Here is a 14,305-nt window from a genome sequence, read left to right on the forward strand (position 1 = left end):
CCAGCCCCCTACGGGAGTGTCCTGAGCCGAGCGAATGCCCGGTGTTCCTTCACTCAAATCATCTACAACTCGACCCGCCGTCTCTCTCTCGCCGAATTCAGGCAGGCTTCCAGCACGGCCATACCCTTGACGGCGTCGGCCGGGGCGAAGCGCTGCGGACGTTCGCCAAACACAGCGGCGGCGAAATCATCCAGCTCGGCCACGTAGGGATTGACCGCCTCCGGCTTCTCCGTACGTTTCTCCCCGCGCACGGTAACGGTAAACGCGGCGTCCTCTCCGCCGGCGGTGAAAGCCAACGGCAGCTCGATCGTCCCTTCTGAGCCGACGATTTCCAGGAGCTGACGGTGTTCCGTCCACATGCCGCAGTCGAACGTCAGCCCAACGCCGCCGGGGAATTCCGCGAGCCCGGAAGCCATCATGTCGACGCCGCCGTGCCGGTCGGAGAACTGGGCCAACACCGTGACCGCTTCCGGCTCTTGGCCGAGTAGGAACCGCGCCGCGCTGAGCGGGTAGCAGCCGACATCGTACAACGAGCCGCCGCCCCATTCCGGCTTCAACCGGATGTTGGCTAGATCCTCGGCGTTGTTGAACGTAAATGCCCCGCGGATCGCGCGGAGTTCGCCGATCTCGCCGCTGTCCAGGATGGCGCGAATTCGACTCCAACGCGGATGATGGCGGTACATAAACGCTTCCGCCAGCATAACGCCAGCTTTGGCGGCGGCTGCCGCCATTTCTTCGGCCTCGGCGGCCGTCAGCGCGATCGGCTTCTCGCATAACACATGCTTGCCGGCCTCGATCGCGCGAATCGCCCATTCTTTATGTAAATGGTTAGGGAGCGGGATATACACGGCGTCGATATCCTTATCCGTAAGCAGCTCTTCATAGCTGCCATATGCTTTAGAGATGCCGAATCGATCGGCAACCTCCCGGCTTTTGTCCAGGTTGCGACTGGCGACCGCAGCAAGGCTACCCGTGGCAGACTGCTGAATCGCCGGCATCACTGCATTGATCGCGATGCCTGCGCCGCCGACGATCCCCCATCGCAGTTGACGATTGTTGCTATGTTCCATGGTTTGCACCCTCTTTTCCCGTAGTTGTCCCCTTCATTGTACCTGTCCGGCGATAGCAAGTATAGAGTCCGTCGCCTGATGAAAAACGCGGGAACGGGGAATAGTAACCAATGAAAATGGGATCACAACTACACTTCAGCCAAGGAGACGATCGACCTCATGGAAAATCTGCACGAATTCGTCGAGAAGGTTCAGGATCAGCAACAGAAGCAAGCCAAGAATAAAAAGCGCGGCCACGGTAACCCCGCCGGTCAGCTTTCGACCAAGCAGCATAGCACGCAAAAATAACCTGCGCAAGAAAGCCGCTCACAGGACCCTGTGCAGCGGCTTTCGGCTTTTTTCCACTTATCCCTCGTACTTATCTTCGCCGGAAATAAATTCGTTTAACGTCTCTCCGCCTTCGGTACGGTGGTTCTTGATCGTGGCCAAGCGGCCGTTATCCGCTTCTCCTCCATTACCGGTCGTTTGGTTCTGCCCGTTGCTGCTGCCGTTTCCGGTGCCGGGTTTCCGTTGTTGCTTGTTATTTTCCATGTCGTTCTAACCTCCTGAGCGTTTGATAATGGATGGGAAAGGTCGCTCTGCCTATTCCTTAGGTTAGCGTTTCTTCCCCGGGCCGTTTTTATTCTCGGCAGTTAGACTGGACTTAGGTCCAGTTTCTCGGCTCCCCTAGAGACTGAAGTCATCCTTGCGCTTTTGTAGTATGCTGTTATCAGTTAAGTACATAGGCAAAGGAGATTGGATATGAATTTGAATAAAAAATCATGGATCGGTCCCGCGCTCATCTTGCTCGGTATCTACCTCCTCTTCTTCCGCAAGGAAGCGATCAGCGCGGGAACGCTATTCGGTAACTTCTGGCCCACCTTATTTGTTCTTCCGCTCGGCTTGTTCTTCCACTGGATGTATTTCTCGGTGACCGATCGCAAGGCAACGGGACTCCTCATCCCCGGAGGAATCCTGTTTACCGTGGGTCTCGTCTGCCAACTAGCTACGTTGTTCAACAGCTGGGAGTATTTGTGGCCAGGCTTCATTCTGGCCCCGGCCGTCGGTTTGTTCGAGTTCTATTGGTTCGGTAACCGCAACCGGTACCTGCTGATCCCGATCAACATTTTGACGGTGCTGTCGCTGTTGTTTTTCGCCGTGTTCTCGCTAGGTTCGCTGTACAATCGGCTGATCTTCGGTCAGCCCGTTCTGGCCATCGCCTTGATCGCCATCGGCGCAGGCGTCATGATCGCCCCGAGGAAACGACACTAACCGTTTCGTCAAAACGCAGAAAGAGCCGTCCGGCATCAACCGGGCGGCTCTTTGTTTGCGTTTAGGGTTTAGGGTTGCCTTGTTGCCCAAGGCTGGCGTTCGGTTCGCACCGTCTGACCGGATCGAACGGCTTCCTCAAGCATCAGCGAGAGGTATTGGTCCTGTGCGGCCTCCGCCAGGCTATAGAAAGAGGGGCCTCCCTGCACGTAACGTCCCATCTGGCCCAGGCTAGTGGCGATGGCGATCTCTTCGTCGCTGAGCCGCCCGGGACGGAACGGATTCTCGTAGACCCAGTCCGGGCCGGCCAACACACCTTCGTGGTAATAACCCAAGAGGCTGCCGTCTTGGCCGGCATCCACCCGGCGCAGCTGCAGCTCGACCGGGGTGCGATAGTCACGGAGGTAACGCAGCTCCGTGCCCTCCATTTCACCCCGGTCTCCGCGCACCAGCACGCGATGGCGTCGGATCGGCGAGAAATATTGATCGTAGGTGAAATCGAACAAGGCCGTCCGCTCGCCGAAACGCAGCAGCGCGATCGTCTGGGCTGAGGAGACGATCCGCTCCTCCTCCGGCCATCCGCCTCGGCCGGGGCCTTGCACCAGCGGGGAAGTAATCTGCTCCCCGCGAATCTCCGCTTCCTCGAATCCCACTCCGAGCAGCTGCCGGATCAAGCTGATGCCGTGGTAGCCATGCCCCGCGGAGACCTGCACATGCGACACCTCGCCCAGCAGGCCGGAACGTGCAATGGCTAAGCGGGCCGCATGCATCGGCTGGAACAGGAACTGCTCGGCCACCTGAATTTGTGCTGCGGGGCCCACCGCTTCATAGAGCCGGTGCAGCCCGTCCAAATCGGCCGCCGGCGGCGTCTCCGTCAAGACGGGGATGCCCGCCTCGCTGAGCCGGATCAGGAAGTCCGGCGTGACTGCGCGGGGCAGCGACAACACGGCGAAATCGAAGTTGCGCCGCTCCAGGAACGCCTCGAGACGCGAAGTAACCGGGACGCCCCAGATTTGGGCGGCTTCCCGGCCTTTCGCTTCGTCCCGCATATAGATCTCGCTGACTTCAAAACGCTCCGGCAGCGCGCGGGCAATCCGCAAATAAAACTCTGCCCGCCAGCCTCCGCCGATTAGGCCAAACCGAATCTTGTCCATCTCGTCCTTCGCCTCCGCCTCATGTTAAGCTAACGCAAGCGAAGGCAGGGATCGCGAGGTTGCGCCGCCATCGTTCAAAGAGTCAGAAGGTGAGAACGACGGCGATGCCCAGCGCGACAATGCGCGCCGCATTGGTCAGCAGGAAATTTTGCACCGACAAGCCAAACGTAAACTGCTTGGTAGGCTGTGCGGTAAACGTTTTGATATTTTTCGACACCGGCACCACGGTAATAAGCACCAGCAGCAGGATGAACGGGTTAACCCCCAGGATGGCTAGTACAACCACATCCACGTAGGCCGCATAATAGAGCAGTTTAAACAGGATCAGCGCCGGTCCTTTCCCGATGTACACCGGCAAGGTGTAGCGTTTATTTTCGATATCCTCTTCCATATCGCAAATGTTGTTGGCCAGCATGATGTTCGCGATCCCTAGGATCGCTGGGATGGAGATCAGGAATACCAACAGTGTCTCAACTAAATGGACCTGCAGCGTCACCGTGCCGCCCTCCAGCGTCAACGACGCCAAACGGTCGCCCGCATGGACGTAAGCCGATACAAATATAATAACAAATCCCATGAACAAGCCGGAAAATATTTCGCCCAGCGGCATTCGGGAAATCGGAATCGGCCCGAATGAATACAAGATGCCCACCGCAAACGACAATCCGCCGAGCAACAGCAGCAGCCACCCGGTTTGAAGGAACAGGATCACCCCAGCAGTCACCGCGATGAGAAACATTAAAATAATCAAGGTCAGCACCGCCGCCGGATTCATGTTGTATTTCACGATCGCGTTGTGCGTTTCGTACCCGTAGCCATGCTTGCGAGCAGCTTTTTTGTAATCGTAATAATTGTTGATCGCTGTCGTGGTCATGTCAAAGCTTAACAGGGAAATCAGCATGAGCACAAAATGCCAAGTTTCGAATACATGGAACCGGTAGACGGCGTAAATCGTGCCGAACAACAGCGGAATCATGCTTGCCGCCTTGGTCTGGATTTCGACCAGCTTGAGAAATTTGGTGATCGCCATTCTCCATCATCCTCTTTTTTGTCTAGTTAAAAAGAAGATATCTTATTTTTAAAATAATGGCTGTTGGATATGTCCTTGACAAACGCGCATGCCCAAGGCTTGAACTCCCGCCGGTTTGCCAGACCCGATTGGTTAAGCTAAAATGCAAAGTAAGTCGTACCTACAACCGATTGAAGAGGGGTTCGCATATTGTCTATATTTTCTAGAGAAGATTGGATCGGATCATTGATTTTTCTCCTCGTTCTGGGCGTCGTCGCCGTATGGAATCTACGGAAAATGAGTTCCGGGAAGTACGACCTCAAGGCGCTGCGTAAACGTGGCCTGATGTGGACCGAGGTGGCGGTTGCCCTGTTCCTTCTGCAACTGCTGCTGCGCAAAGGGGACAACCGTTTTCTGCTGATCCTCGGTATGGTAGTGCTGTTTGCCGCAAGCCAGTGGCTGGGGGCTGTTTATTTAGAACGAAAAGAAAACAGAGGCACGAAGAAGTAGGTCAGCTGGGCAGCGGCATGTTCCGTTCGGCGGTAAGCCGGATGGAGTCGCCGCCCCGTTTAACGTCATACATCGTGGCATCGGCAAGTCGGAGCATGTCCTCCAAGCTGGCATCCCCGTCCGGCGACATACTAATGCCTATACTTGCCGAAACGCCAACTTGGATTCCGCGGTACATATAACCTTCAGCCAGGCTTGTCCGAATGCGTTCCATGACTTTTAAGACTCCGTCCTCACTCAAGTCCACTAATAAAATGACGAATTCATCCCCGCCCAAGCGGCACACCATATCCTCGGACCGCACCAAAGAAACAAGCCGGCCAGCGATATGCTTTAGCAATTCATCCCCGGCTTCATGCCCAAATGTGTCGTTCACTTCCTTAAAATTGTCCAGGTCCAGAAACATCAACGCCACCGGCTCGCCCTGCCCCTTCACTTCTGCAAATCTTGAGGCAAACTTCGTCCGGTTCGCTAGTCCGGTCAGCTCATCGTGAAACGCCAAGAAATGAATCGTCTCCTCCAGATGCTTCCGCTCGGTAATTTCGATGACAACTCCTTCCAGGCGCACGAGGTTCCCAAGCGAGTTGAAATGGGGTCGCCCTCGGCCCTGAATCCATTTAATCTCCCCGTCCGGCCGAACGATCCGGCACTCGATCACCGAGCTGGACCTTTGGATAATCAATTCCTGCTGGACCTCGTAGAACAAGCCTAGGTCCTCGGGGTGGATCATCGCCTGCAAACGGGTGACCTGACCCTTCAAGCTTTGGTTCGAATACCCGGTAATTTGCTCAAAACCGTCGGAGACCTCAAGTTCCATTGTACTGAAATCATAGGTCCAGATTCCAACGGATACGCTTTCAAGGATATCGCGCAAACGCCGCTCGCTGTCTTCGGCGCGTTGGGACAATTTCTTGGTTACCAGGATATAGATGGCCGTGAACAAAAGGATAAACAATCCGTAAACCAAGAAATACATAGCGTCGTTCAGATTCAATTGTCCGCTGAATAATAGCTCCCTGTGGGCAAAAACATAATATAGACCCGATCCCAAGTGAAGCGTGCCTGCCAAGACAACCGCCGCATAATTGAGATAAATCAAGCTGAGGAGCGGCAGCAATCCCAAAAATATATAACTCGTCACGGTCATGTCCTTCATGACCATCACGTTGAGATAAACGGACAGCATGACGATGGTCAGTACCATCGTAAAACGCGGCCATTTGCGGCTGCCGACCATTCCGCCCAGCACCAAGAGCATCGAACCGCCCAGAAGCGGGATTTCCGCATCGAGGTTCCGGTTGACGATCATGAGGAGCAAACTGGAAATGGCAAAAAAGCCAGCGAGCAGCCTCAGCATCCAGACGTTCTTGTTATGAATTTGATGGGTATCCATCCATACTTTACCCCCTTGATGTGAGGCTATACCACAACCCTAATGGCTGGAAAACTTTAGGTACAAAGCACTACGTCTAAGGAAATATTATACTACAATCACAAAATAGTGCTACACGTTTTTGTTGACAAACATTGACATAAAAAAAGCCGGAATCGATCTCCGGCTTTGGGCTTCTTAATTTTGGCGAGGGAAGTTTCGCGTTAAGGAACGTATTGCTGCACGATCCGCACGACTTGGCCGTCCTTAAGAGTCAGATGATAAGGAAATTGGCTAAGGTCGAGCAGATCCGTATTCCGGAACAACTCGCTGAATTTCTGCAAGGATACCGCTTCATCCCCCACGATCTCGATATCCTCCGGCTGACCGGTGCGGTCATAAATCTGCAGCCGAACCTCGGCATTCGGAGAAACGGGGTACGCGATCGCTTCCTCGGTGTCATTCACGATATAATAGCCGTCCGGCGGTCCATCGATCCCGGCATCCGGTTCGCGTTCAGCGAAGATGGCCGATGCTTCTTCCCCCTGATACCACAAGATCGGATCTCCGGTCAGCGTTCCACCGCCGGTTCCAAGATCGACTGCGCTCAAATAGACCGAGATCGCCTCCGGGACCCGGATCTCCGCCGTCCCGACAGCTGTTGTTTGGTTCCCCGCTCCAGCAAGGAATCCTGCCGATGCCGGTGCCTTGGCGTCAAACGCAGGCAACATCACAACCAGCGCTAATGGAAGCAGCGCTGCAAACCAGTTTTTCATCTCAGGTCCGCCTTTCCATGTTCAGCACATCAGGCGATCGAATCGCCTCAGGATATCCATTGTATGGCTTACACGTTCATTATATGACGGCCCGCCGAAAAAAGGGTCTCACCCAGGTTAAAACGGGTAACAAAATCTTCTTCATTTCCTTAGTGCGCCGGGAAAAAGGCCAGCTGGATCACGAAGATCACGCCAAATACGTAAAGCAGCGGATGAACCTCCCGCCCTTTGCCGCTGACCAGCTTCATCACGGGATACGTAATGAACCCGACGGCGATGCCGGTGGCGATGCTCGCGGTGAGCGGCATCATCAAGAGAATGGCAAAGGCCGGAAACGCCTCGTCGAACGATTTCCATTGAATCCGGGCCAGCCCTTCCATCATGAAACATCCGACGATGATCAGCGCGGGGGCGGTGATGGCCGGCAAACCCGAGATCGCTCCGACCAGCGGCGAGATGAACATCGACAACAGAAACAGAACCGCTACGACGAGCGACGTCAGCCCTGTGCGGCCGCCTGCAGCCACGCCGGTCGTCGATTCAATGAAGGCGGTCGTCGGGCTTGTGCCGAACATCGAGCCGACGGTGGTTGCCGTCGCATCCGCAAGCAGCGCGGCCTTGGCCCGCGGAAGCTCTCCGTTCTTCATTGCGCCGGTTTGCTCGGTGACGCCGATCAGCGTGCCGGTCGTATCGAACAACGTCACGAGCAAAAACGCGAATACGGTCGTATACAACCCTTGGCTAAAGACGCCGGACAAATCCAGGTCGAAGAACACTGGGGCCGGAGGTACAGAGACAAAGCCGTCCAATTTCAGCTGGCCGGTGAAATAGCCGAGCACCGCGGTCAGCGCCATACCGATGAACAACGCGCCGGGAATGCGGCGGGCCATTAGGACAAGCGTGACAAATACACCAAACAAGGTCAATAAAGTCACCGAACGGTGCAAATCGCCGAAAGTGACCAGATTGTCTGGATTGGCCACAACGATACCGGACATTTTTAGGCCTAGAAAAGCTATGAATAACCCGATTCCCGCGGTAATCCCGAACTTTAACGAATCGGGAATCGCGCGAATTAGCGCTTCCCGCAGCTGGGTCAAGCTCAACAGCAGAAACAGCACGCCGGCAAAAAACACCGTTCCGAGCACGGTCTGATAAGACAAACCAGTGCTGGCCACTACGCTGGTAAAATAGGCGTTTAACCCCATGCCGGGCGCAATGGCGATCGGATGACCGGCGAACAGCGCCATAAACAGCGTGCCTGTTACGGCAGCAATGACCGTCGCCATGAAAACTTGATCAAACGGAACACCCGCGGCGCTAAGCACCGCGGGGTTGACCACCAGGATGTAAGCCATCGCCAAAAAGGTGGTTAACCCGGCGAGCAGCTCGGTTCTGATGGTTGTTCCGTGTTCTTTTAGTTTAAAAAACCGTTCCATAAAAACAGATACCCCTTTTCCTTATGTACTCTCTTGTTGACAGTATAGCCATTCCGTTCGCATGTCTTCCCTTTAAAGTCCTATTGTTTCCGACTTGCTCAGGTGTCCGTCCAACCCTTCGCGTTGTTGCGCACGACCTCCGCTAGGAGATCCAGCCATTCCTGCCGATCGTTCAGGCAAGGGGCGACCGTTAAACCGTCGCCACCCGCAGCGCCTTCGGTTCGGGCAGCGAAGTCCTCCCTCGCTTCGACCCCCAGTTCATGCAGCGTCTCCAGGCAGTCGGTCACAAACCCGGGCGCGTAGACCAGCGGGCGTTTCGCCCCGCTGTCGGCCAAACGCTGCAGTTGTTCTCCCGTGGAGGGGCCCAGCCAGGTTTCCGGACCAAACCGCGATTGGTACGCAAGGTCCCATTGCTCCGACGTCCAGCCCATGGCCTCCGCCAAAAGGCGCGCGGTTTCCCGGCACTGCTCCGGGTACGGGTCGCCGCCATTCGCATAACGCTGCGGAATGCCGTGAAAGCTGAGCAGGAACCGGTCCGGCGGTTGGGGAAGGCGCTGCAGCAGCGACGTTAGATGCATTTGCATTGCGCGAATGTAGCCGGGGTGGTCGAAGAACGCACCCGCCAGGCGCAGCTCCGGTACGAACCGCTTCGCGGAGGGCCCCGTGCGCCGATCCTTGCCGAGGGCAGCGAAGCAAGCCGCATCATAGATAGCGGCGGTGGTCGTTGACGAGTACTGCGGGTACAGCGGCAGGACGAGGATGCGGTCCGCCCCCGCCGCTTCCAGGCGGCTCATCGCCTGGGCGATGTCCGGTTCGCTGTAGGCGAAGCCCAGCTCGACCTTATAACGGTCGCCGAGCCGCTGCTGCAGGCCGGCTTGCTGGAGGCGCGAGATCGAAAGCAAGGGCGACCCTTCGTCCCCCCAAATGCTAGCGTACAATCTGGCCGAGCGCTTCGGGCGGACGGCCAGGATCACGCCGCGCAGCAGCGGCTGCCACAGCAACGGCGGGTAATCGATGACGCGCCGATCGGATAGAAAACGGCGCAAAAAGGGCCGTACCGCCTTGGCGGTCGGCTCAGACGGCGTGCCGACTTGCGCCAGCAACACGCCGATCATGCGGGAAGATGTGGATATCATCGACTCACTCCCGTTCAGAATGGATCTTGTTCCTATGCCATCATCCCTGTTCGCCGCCCGATGTTCAATCGAAATCCGCAAGTTTTCCAGAATGTTCACATTTAGGAGGGGCAAAAAAACCGGCTCGGCGGAAATCTCTCCACCGATCCGGTCTCTGCCAGCCTGAAGCAACCCAGACTGTTATTCCCTAGATGTTAACGCACTTCCGGTTGAACCTCCGGCTTGAATTCCGGATGGCCGGCTGCCGCTTCTTGCGCTTCATCCGGCGCGTAGGTACGCCGCAGGAACAAGCCGATCAACAGCGCCACCACGCCGACGTACATGGAAATCGTAAAGGCATTTTGCATCCCGGACACCAGCGCGTTTCCAAGCTCCGCCGGATCCTGCGGATTGGCCGCTGCTTTCAGGTAACGCTCCTGGCCGTGCGAGAAAATGCTGATGAACAGCGCGGTGCCGATCGCGCCGGACACCTGCTGCAGCGTGTTCATGATCGCGGTGCCATGCGGATACAAGCTGCGCGGCAGCTGATTCAGCCCTGTGGTTTGCCCGGGCATCATGACCAGCGAAATACCGATCAGCAGCGTGATATGCAGAGTAATAACCTCGCCGGTCGAGCTGCCCGTCGTCAGTCCGCGCATGAACCACAGCGTGGCAATAACGATGATAAGTCCCGGCGCGATCAACGCGCGTGGGCCGAATTTATCAAACAGTCTGCCCGCCACCGGCGACATCAGGCCGTTGATGACCCCGCCGGGAAGCAGCACGAGTCCGGCCGCAAACGGCGCCAGCAGCAATGCTCCTTGCAAGTACATCGGCAGGATAATCAGCGTCGAGAATAAGGTCATCATCATGACCATCAGCAGCACCGCCGATAAGGCGAACATCGGATATTTAAAGACGCGAACATCCAAGGTTGGCTCGGAGACTTTCAATTGCCGCCAGACGAATAAAACCAAAGCGATAAATCCAACAATCAGGCAGGCATAGACGACCGGACTTGACCAGCCCTCCCCTTCCCCTGCATGGCTAAAGCCATACACGATACCGCCGAAGCCGACCGTCGACAGCAGAATAGACAGCAGATCCACCCGCGGCTTCGTCAGTTCCGAGACGTTCCGCAAATAAAGCGCGCCGTAGACGATGGATAGCACCGCTAAAGGGATGACCAGATAAAACAGCCAGCGCCAATCCAATGCGTCCAAGATGAGACCGGACAAGGTAGGGCCGATCGCTGGACCAAACATGATGACCAGGCCGATGGTGCCCATGGCCGCGCCTCTTTTTTCAGGAGGATAGATCGTCAGAATGGTGTTCATCATCACCGGGAGCAGCAGCCCCGTCCCGATCGCCTGAATGATCCGCCCTAACAGCAGCACGGCAAACGAAGGCGCGATCCCGCAGACGACGGTTCCGATCAGGAACAGGATCATCGCCGACAGGAACATCTGCCTAGTCGTAAACCATTGGATCAACAGCGCCGTAATGGGCACCAGAATCCCGATCACTAACATATAAGAAGTAGAAAGCCATTGTATGGTTGAAGCCCCCACCTTCAGCTCCTGCATGAGGTCGGTGTAGGCTACGTTCAGCAAAGTTTCGTTCAAAATGGACACAAAGGCCCCAATGACCAGGGCAATCGTAATCGGCAGACGCCTGATCCCTTCCACACCGGATCCTTGACCCGATGTCAGCGTTGACGTATTCATTTGTAGGGTTACCTCCACATCTTCCTATTTTGGACTTTTTGTCTCTAGTAAGGTTTATATATGAACAAGGCAAGGCTTGCCTTGGAGTTTGACTCGCTTTCCTATTAGACCATTCTATATATAAAATTTAAAATATAACACCGCGAAACTCCTTCCTCCTCCACCCGAAGGTCCTAGAACCGAAAGGTTCAGGATGGAAAGAGTCGCGGAATCAGTCGGGCTGCCGTACGCAGGGGCTGGCTGCTCTTCTGCGTCAGACACATGATGATCGAGCCTTCCACGATCCCGTTGATGAGGAGCGCAAGGTCGGCCGATTCTTCCGCGCTATAGCCGGAGGCGGTAAACTTCTTCTCGAATTCGGCAATCCAGGCGTTATATACGCCGCAGCAGGCTTGACGTATATTCTCATTACTGCGGGCGGTCTCATGAGCGACGATGCCAATCGGCACCCCCAGCTCCGCATCCTCGCGGTCGTAGTTATCCGCAATGAGGGTCAGCAAGGATTGCACGGCCCCGACTGCATCCGGTATCGCGTCCAGTACCGCGCGAAGACTCGCTAACGTTACGTTCTTCGTATAACCTACGGCTTCACACGCAAGCTGTTCTTTGCCTTCAGGGAAATGGTAATACAATGACCCTTTAGGCGCACCGCTCATTTGGGTGATTTGATTCAGGCCCGTTGCGTTATAGCCTTGGTTCTGCAACAGCTTTGCCGTCGTTTCGATCAGCAGCTGCCGGGTTGGGTTCTGATTGGACATGCGCACCGGTACCTTTCCGCATAGATTAGACCGATCGGTCTACATGATGATAAACGATATCCGAGTCTGGTGTCAACACTTCAGGTCCGGTACGCCCATTTTTTATAAGCGAAGGTACATCTCATGCAGGCGAATCTTATCGCGCACGAATCCATGCCGATCCAGGAATCCTTCTAGCAACGCATTGTCGGGAGTGGAGGCGGTGAATTTCACAAAACCCAGCTCCTCGCGGGCGGCGTTTAGCAGCCGGGTGGCAATGCCCTTCCCTCGATACCGGTGGCTAACGATCAGCAGGTTGATCTTGCCGCTCGAACTGATGGAGAGCCCCCCTACCCATTCGCCGTTCACCCGGAAACCATAATATGCGTTGGAAGAACTCAGTTGCTGGTATTCCAAGTCGTTCTGCCAGTTAATGTGAAAATACTTCCAAGCATCCACCATGTCGGCAAACGCCTCAAACTCGATCCGCTCTACCGATCCTCCCGCGGAAACCCCAAGCGGGGCCTCCAATCGGGATGCATCGGGAAGCGTGTAGAACGAGACGTCGTAAACGCGGCGGTATCCTCGCTTCAGATAAAAGGCGATCGCCCGATCGTTTCCGGCGATGACTTCCAGAAACAACTGTTTGCATCCGGCCCGCTGCGCTTCTTCTTGGTGTAGATCCATCAGCCCCGCGCTTACGCCTTTGCCCCGGTATTCCGGGCTTACGGCCAGCGCACCGCAGCGAAGGGTCTGGACGGATTCATAAACCTTGTTGCCGCCTAGGACAACACCTACAGGTTCTTCTCCATCAAGAGCCACGAAGGAATGCTCCAGCGCGTTGCCTTCCGGACCGAAAAACCGCTCCGCAAACTCCGCTTCGGTCAGGTTAAATTGGATGATGTAATCGGCAAATCCACGCAGAAACGCCTGATAGATCGCCCCCATTTCCAGCTCCGTGCCTCGTTCGTATCGAATCATCACCAAATTCTCCTTCGTCGTATTACCATGCATAGGCTTTAGGCGCTTCTCCGCCCGGACCCGGGAAGATCTCGTCAATCGCCTTCAGCGTCTCCTCGTTCAGCTCAACGTCAACAACCCGCAGCGACTCCTCGAATTGCTGCAAGGTCCGCGGCCCGATAATCGGCGCCGTCACCGCAGGATGGGCTAGCGTCCAGGCCAAGGCCACCGTAGCCTCCGATTCGCCTAGTTCGTTGCATAGTTTGCTGAACCGTTCCAACTGGGGACGCAGCTTTTCGACCCGTTCACCCTGTCTGGCCGTTCGCGAGCCAGGCTGCGGATTCAAATTGCCCCCGAGAATACCGCCGTCCAGCGGACTCCACGGAATAACGCCGATTCCCAGCTCTTCGGCCGCCGGCAGAACCTCCAATTCCGGCAAGCGGCAAAGCAGACTGTATTTATGCTGCTCGGATACCAGCCCCAGCGCCCCACGGGTTTTGGCTTCATATTGCGCCTTTACAAGATCACGCCCGGCGAAATTGCTGGAGCCGACGTAACCGATCTTGCCTTGTTTTTGCGCTACCTCAAAGGCATTCCATAACTCCTCCCAGGTCACGTTCCGGTCGACATGATGCATCTGGTACAGTTCGATATGGTCCGTGCCGAGCCGCCGCAGCGAATCGTCCAGGTGGCGGCGAATTTTATAAGCCGACAAGCCGGAAGCGCCTTCATTCGGGTCTACTACCGGATCGGTCATGGCCCCGTATACCTTCGTAGCCAGCACTACCTTCTCTCTCCGGCCGCCGCCTTGCGCGAACCAGCGCCCGATGATCTCCTCGGTCCAGCCGCGATGCTCAACTCCACCGTAGACGTTGGCCGTATCAAAGAAATTGACGCCGGCATCGATCGCCGCGTCCATGATCTTAAACGCTTCCTTCTCATCCGTCGTCGGACCAAAATTCATCGTCCCCAGACACAGACGGCTCACCTTCAATCCGGTTCTTCCCAAACTGGCGTACTTCATGTCAACAACCTCCTTAACGATTGGGTAGGATAGGTACAATTTGAATGAATACAAACCCATTATATACCAAATCGAGAAGCAGACAACCCAAAAATCCCCGGCCTAGTGGCCCGGGGATTCGTTTGTACTGCCTGTCGACGGCGGAGGAACGGGGCGAAGCCCCG

At 55.9% G+C, this 14,305-nt stretch carries 15 protein-coding genes; 3 read left to right on the forward strand and 12 right to left on the reverse strand.

What is annotated here, in order from left to right:
- Window positions 1-62: 62 nt before the first annotated feature.
- Window positions 63-1,070 (reverse strand): Gfo/Idh/MocA family protein, encoded by a 1,008-nt coding sequence (locus IM700_RS20360; protein ID WP_193417037.1) that lies wholly within the window; start codon window positions 1,068-1,070, stop codon window positions 63-65.
- A gap of 159 nt (window positions 1,071-1,229) precedes the next feature.
- Here IM700_RS20360 and IM700_RS20365 point away from each other — a divergent pair, with 159 nt between their 5' ends.
- Window positions 1,230-1,358 (forward strand): DUF4023 family protein, encoded by a 129-nt coding sequence (locus tag IM700_RS20365; protein WP_155604938.1) that lies wholly within the window; start codon window positions 1,230-1,232, stop codon window positions 1,356-1,358.
- 57 nt (window positions 1,359-1,415) lie between these two features.
- Here the strand turns inward: IM700_RS20365 and IM700_RS20370 are convergent, their stop codons facing one another.
- Window positions 1,416-1,601: a hypothetical protein gene (locus tag IM700_RS20370; RefSeq protein WP_155604864.1), complete on the reverse strand. Its 186-nt coding sequence runs from the start codon at window positions 1,599-1,601 to the stop codon at window positions 1,416-1,418.
- A gap of 210 nt (window positions 1,602-1,811) precedes the next feature.
- Here IM700_RS20370 and IM700_RS20375 point away from each other — a divergent pair, with 210 nt between their 5' ends.
- On the forward strand, window positions 1,812-2,321 hold the full coding sequence (locus IM700_RS20375; protein WP_193417036.1) for a hypothetical protein: 510 nt from the start codon (window positions 1,812-1,814) through the stop codon (window positions 2,319-2,321).
- 68 nt (window positions 2,322-2,389) lie between these two features.
- Here the strand turns inward: IM700_RS20375 and IM700_RS20380 are convergent, their stop codons facing one another.
- Together IM700_RS20380 and menA are read right to left on the reverse strand one after the other, a co-directional pair.
- Window positions 2,390-3,472, reverse strand: coding sequence for a Gfo/Idh/MocA family protein (locus IM700_RS20380; protein WP_193417035.1), 1,083 nt, complete (start codon window positions 3,470-3,472; stop codon window positions 2,390-2,392).
- A gap of 82 nt (window positions 3,473-3,554) precedes the next feature.
- Window positions 3,555-4,502, reverse strand: coding sequence for a 1,4-dihydroxy-2-naphthoate polyprenyltransferase (menA, locus tag IM700_RS20385; RefSeq protein ID WP_155604862.1), 948 nt, complete (start codon window positions 4,500-4,502; stop codon window positions 3,555-3,557).
- Between the two features lie 189 nt (window positions 4,503-4,691).
- On the opposite strand from menA, the gene IM700_RS20390 reads away from it, so the two are divergent.
- Window positions 4,692-4,991 carry a hypothetical protein gene (locus tag IM700_RS20390; protein ID WP_193417034.1) on the forward strand — a complete coding sequence of 100 codons (300 nt, stop codon included), beginning with the start codon at window positions 4,692-4,694 and terminating at the stop codon, window positions 4,989-4,991.
- 1 nt (window position 4,992) lies between these two features.
- Here the strand turns inward: IM700_RS20390 and IM700_RS20395 are convergent, their stop codons facing one another.
- From IM700_RS20395 to IM700_RS20430, 8 genes are all read right to left on the reverse strand, one after another.
- Window positions 4,993-6,384: a sensor domain-containing diguanylate cyclase gene (locus IM700_RS20395; protein ID WP_193417033.1), complete on the reverse strand. Its 1,392-nt coding sequence runs from the start codon at window positions 6,382-6,384 to the stop codon at window positions 4,993-4,995.
- A 203-nt stretch (window positions 6,385-6,587) separates the two neighbouring features.
- Window positions 6,588-7,139: a hypothetical protein gene (locus IM700_RS20400; RefSeq protein ID WP_193417032.1), complete on the reverse strand. Its 552-nt coding sequence runs from the start codon at window positions 7,137-7,139 to the stop codon at window positions 6,588-6,590.
- 149 nt (window positions 7,140-7,288) lie between these two features.
- Window positions 7,289-8,578: an NCS2 family permease gene (locus tag IM700_RS20405; protein WP_193417031.1), complete on the reverse strand. Its 1,290-nt coding sequence runs from the start codon at window positions 8,576-8,578 to the stop codon at window positions 7,289-7,291.
- Window positions 8,579-8,676: 98 nt separating this feature from the next.
- Window positions 8,677-9,714 (reverse strand): ferrochelatase, encoded by a 1,038-nt coding sequence (gene hemH, locus IM700_RS20410; RefSeq protein WP_193417030.1) that lies wholly within the window; start codon window positions 9,712-9,714, stop codon window positions 8,677-8,679.
- Between the two features lie 194 nt (window positions 9,715-9,908).
- The gene (locus tag IM700_RS20415; protein WP_193417029.1) at window positions 9,909-11,420 is read right to left on the reverse strand and encodes an MDR family MFS transporter; all 1,512 of its coding nucleotides are present in this window, start codon (window positions 11,418-11,420) and stop codon (window positions 9,909-9,911) included.
- A 188-nt stretch (window positions 11,421-11,608) separates the two neighbouring features.
- On the reverse strand, window positions 11,609-12,178 hold the full coding sequence (locus IM700_RS20420; RefSeq protein WP_193417028.1) for a TetR/AcrR family transcriptional regulator: 570 nt from the start codon (window positions 12,176-12,178) through the stop codon (window positions 11,609-11,611).
- Between the two features lie 102 nt (window positions 12,179-12,280).
- A complete protein-coding gene (locus IM700_RS20425; RefSeq protein WP_193417027.1) occupies window positions 12,281-13,138 on the reverse strand; it encodes a GNAT family N-acetyltransferase in 858 nt (285 codons plus the stop codon).
- 22 nt (window positions 13,139-13,160) lie between these two features.
- Complete coding sequence (locus IM700_RS20430) at window positions 13,161-14,141, reverse strand: aldo/keto reductase (protein ID WP_193417026.1); 981 nt, start codon at window positions 14,139-14,141, stop codon at window positions 13,161-13,163.
- Window positions 14,142-14,305 lie beyond the last annotated feature (164 nt).

This window comes from Paenibacillus rhizolycopersici, from assembly GCF_014947195.2.
In the GTDB taxonomy this organism is placed as follows: Bacteria; Bacillota; Bacilli; order Paenibacillales; family Paenibacillaceae; genus Fontibacillus; species Fontibacillus rhizolycopersici.

Bases quoted from the DNA above. Each gene is read 5' to 3' on its own strand.
- IM700_RS20380 (WP_193417035.1), bottom strand. From the start codon at position 3,472: ATGGACAAGATTCGGTTTGGCCTAATCGGCGGAGGCTGGCGGGCAGAG.
- IM700_RS20375 (WP_193417036.1), top strand. From the start codon at position 1,812: ATGAATTTGAATAAAAAATCATGGATCGGTCCCGCGCTCATCTTGCTC.
- IM700_RS20430 (WP_193417026.1), bottom strand. From the start codon at position 14,141: ATGAAGTACGCCAGTTTGGGAAGAACCGGATTGAAGGTGAGCCGTCTG.
- IM700_RS20420 (WP_193417028.1), bottom strand. From the start codon at position 12,178: ATGTCCAATCAGAACCCAACCCGGCAGCTGCTGATCGAAACGACGGCA.
- hemH (WP_193417030.1), bottom strand. From the start codon at position 9,714: ATGATATCCACATCTTCCCGCATGATCGGCGTGTTGCTGGCGCAAGTC.
- IM700_RS20370 (WP_155604864.1), bottom strand. From the start codon at position 1,601: ATGGAAAATAACAAGCAACAACGGAAACCCGGCACCGGAAACGGCAGC.
- IM700_RS20395 (WP_193417033.1), bottom strand. From the start codon at position 6,384: ATGGATACCCATCAAATTCATAACAAGAACGTCTGGATGCTGAGGCTG.
- IM700_RS20360 (WP_193417037.1), bottom strand. From the start codon at position 1,070: ATGGAACATAGCAACAATCGTCAACTGCGATGGGGGATCGTCGGCGGC.
- IM700_RS20365 (WP_155604938.1), top strand. From the start codon at position 1,230: ATGGAAAATCTGCACGAATTCGTCGAGAAGGTTCAGGATCAGCAACAG.
- IM700_RS20405 (WP_193417031.1), bottom strand. From the start codon at position 8,578: ATGGAACGGTTTTTTAAACTAAAAGAACACGGAACAACCATCAGAACC.
- IM700_RS20425 (WP_193417027.1), bottom strand. From the start codon at position 13,138: ATGATTCGATACGAACGAGGCACGGAGCTGGAAATGGGGGCGATCTAT.
- IM700_RS20415 (WP_193417029.1), bottom strand. From the start codon at position 11,420: ATGAATACGTCAACGCTGACATCGGGTCAAGGATCCGGTGTGGAAGGG.
- menA (WP_155604862.1), bottom strand. From the start codon at position 4,502: ATGGCGATCACCAAATTTCTCAAGCTGGTCGAAATCCAGACCAAGGCG.
- IM700_RS20400 (WP_193417032.1), bottom strand. From the start codon at position 7,139: ATGAAAAACTGGTTTGCAGCGCTGCTTCCATTAGCGCTGGTTGTGATG.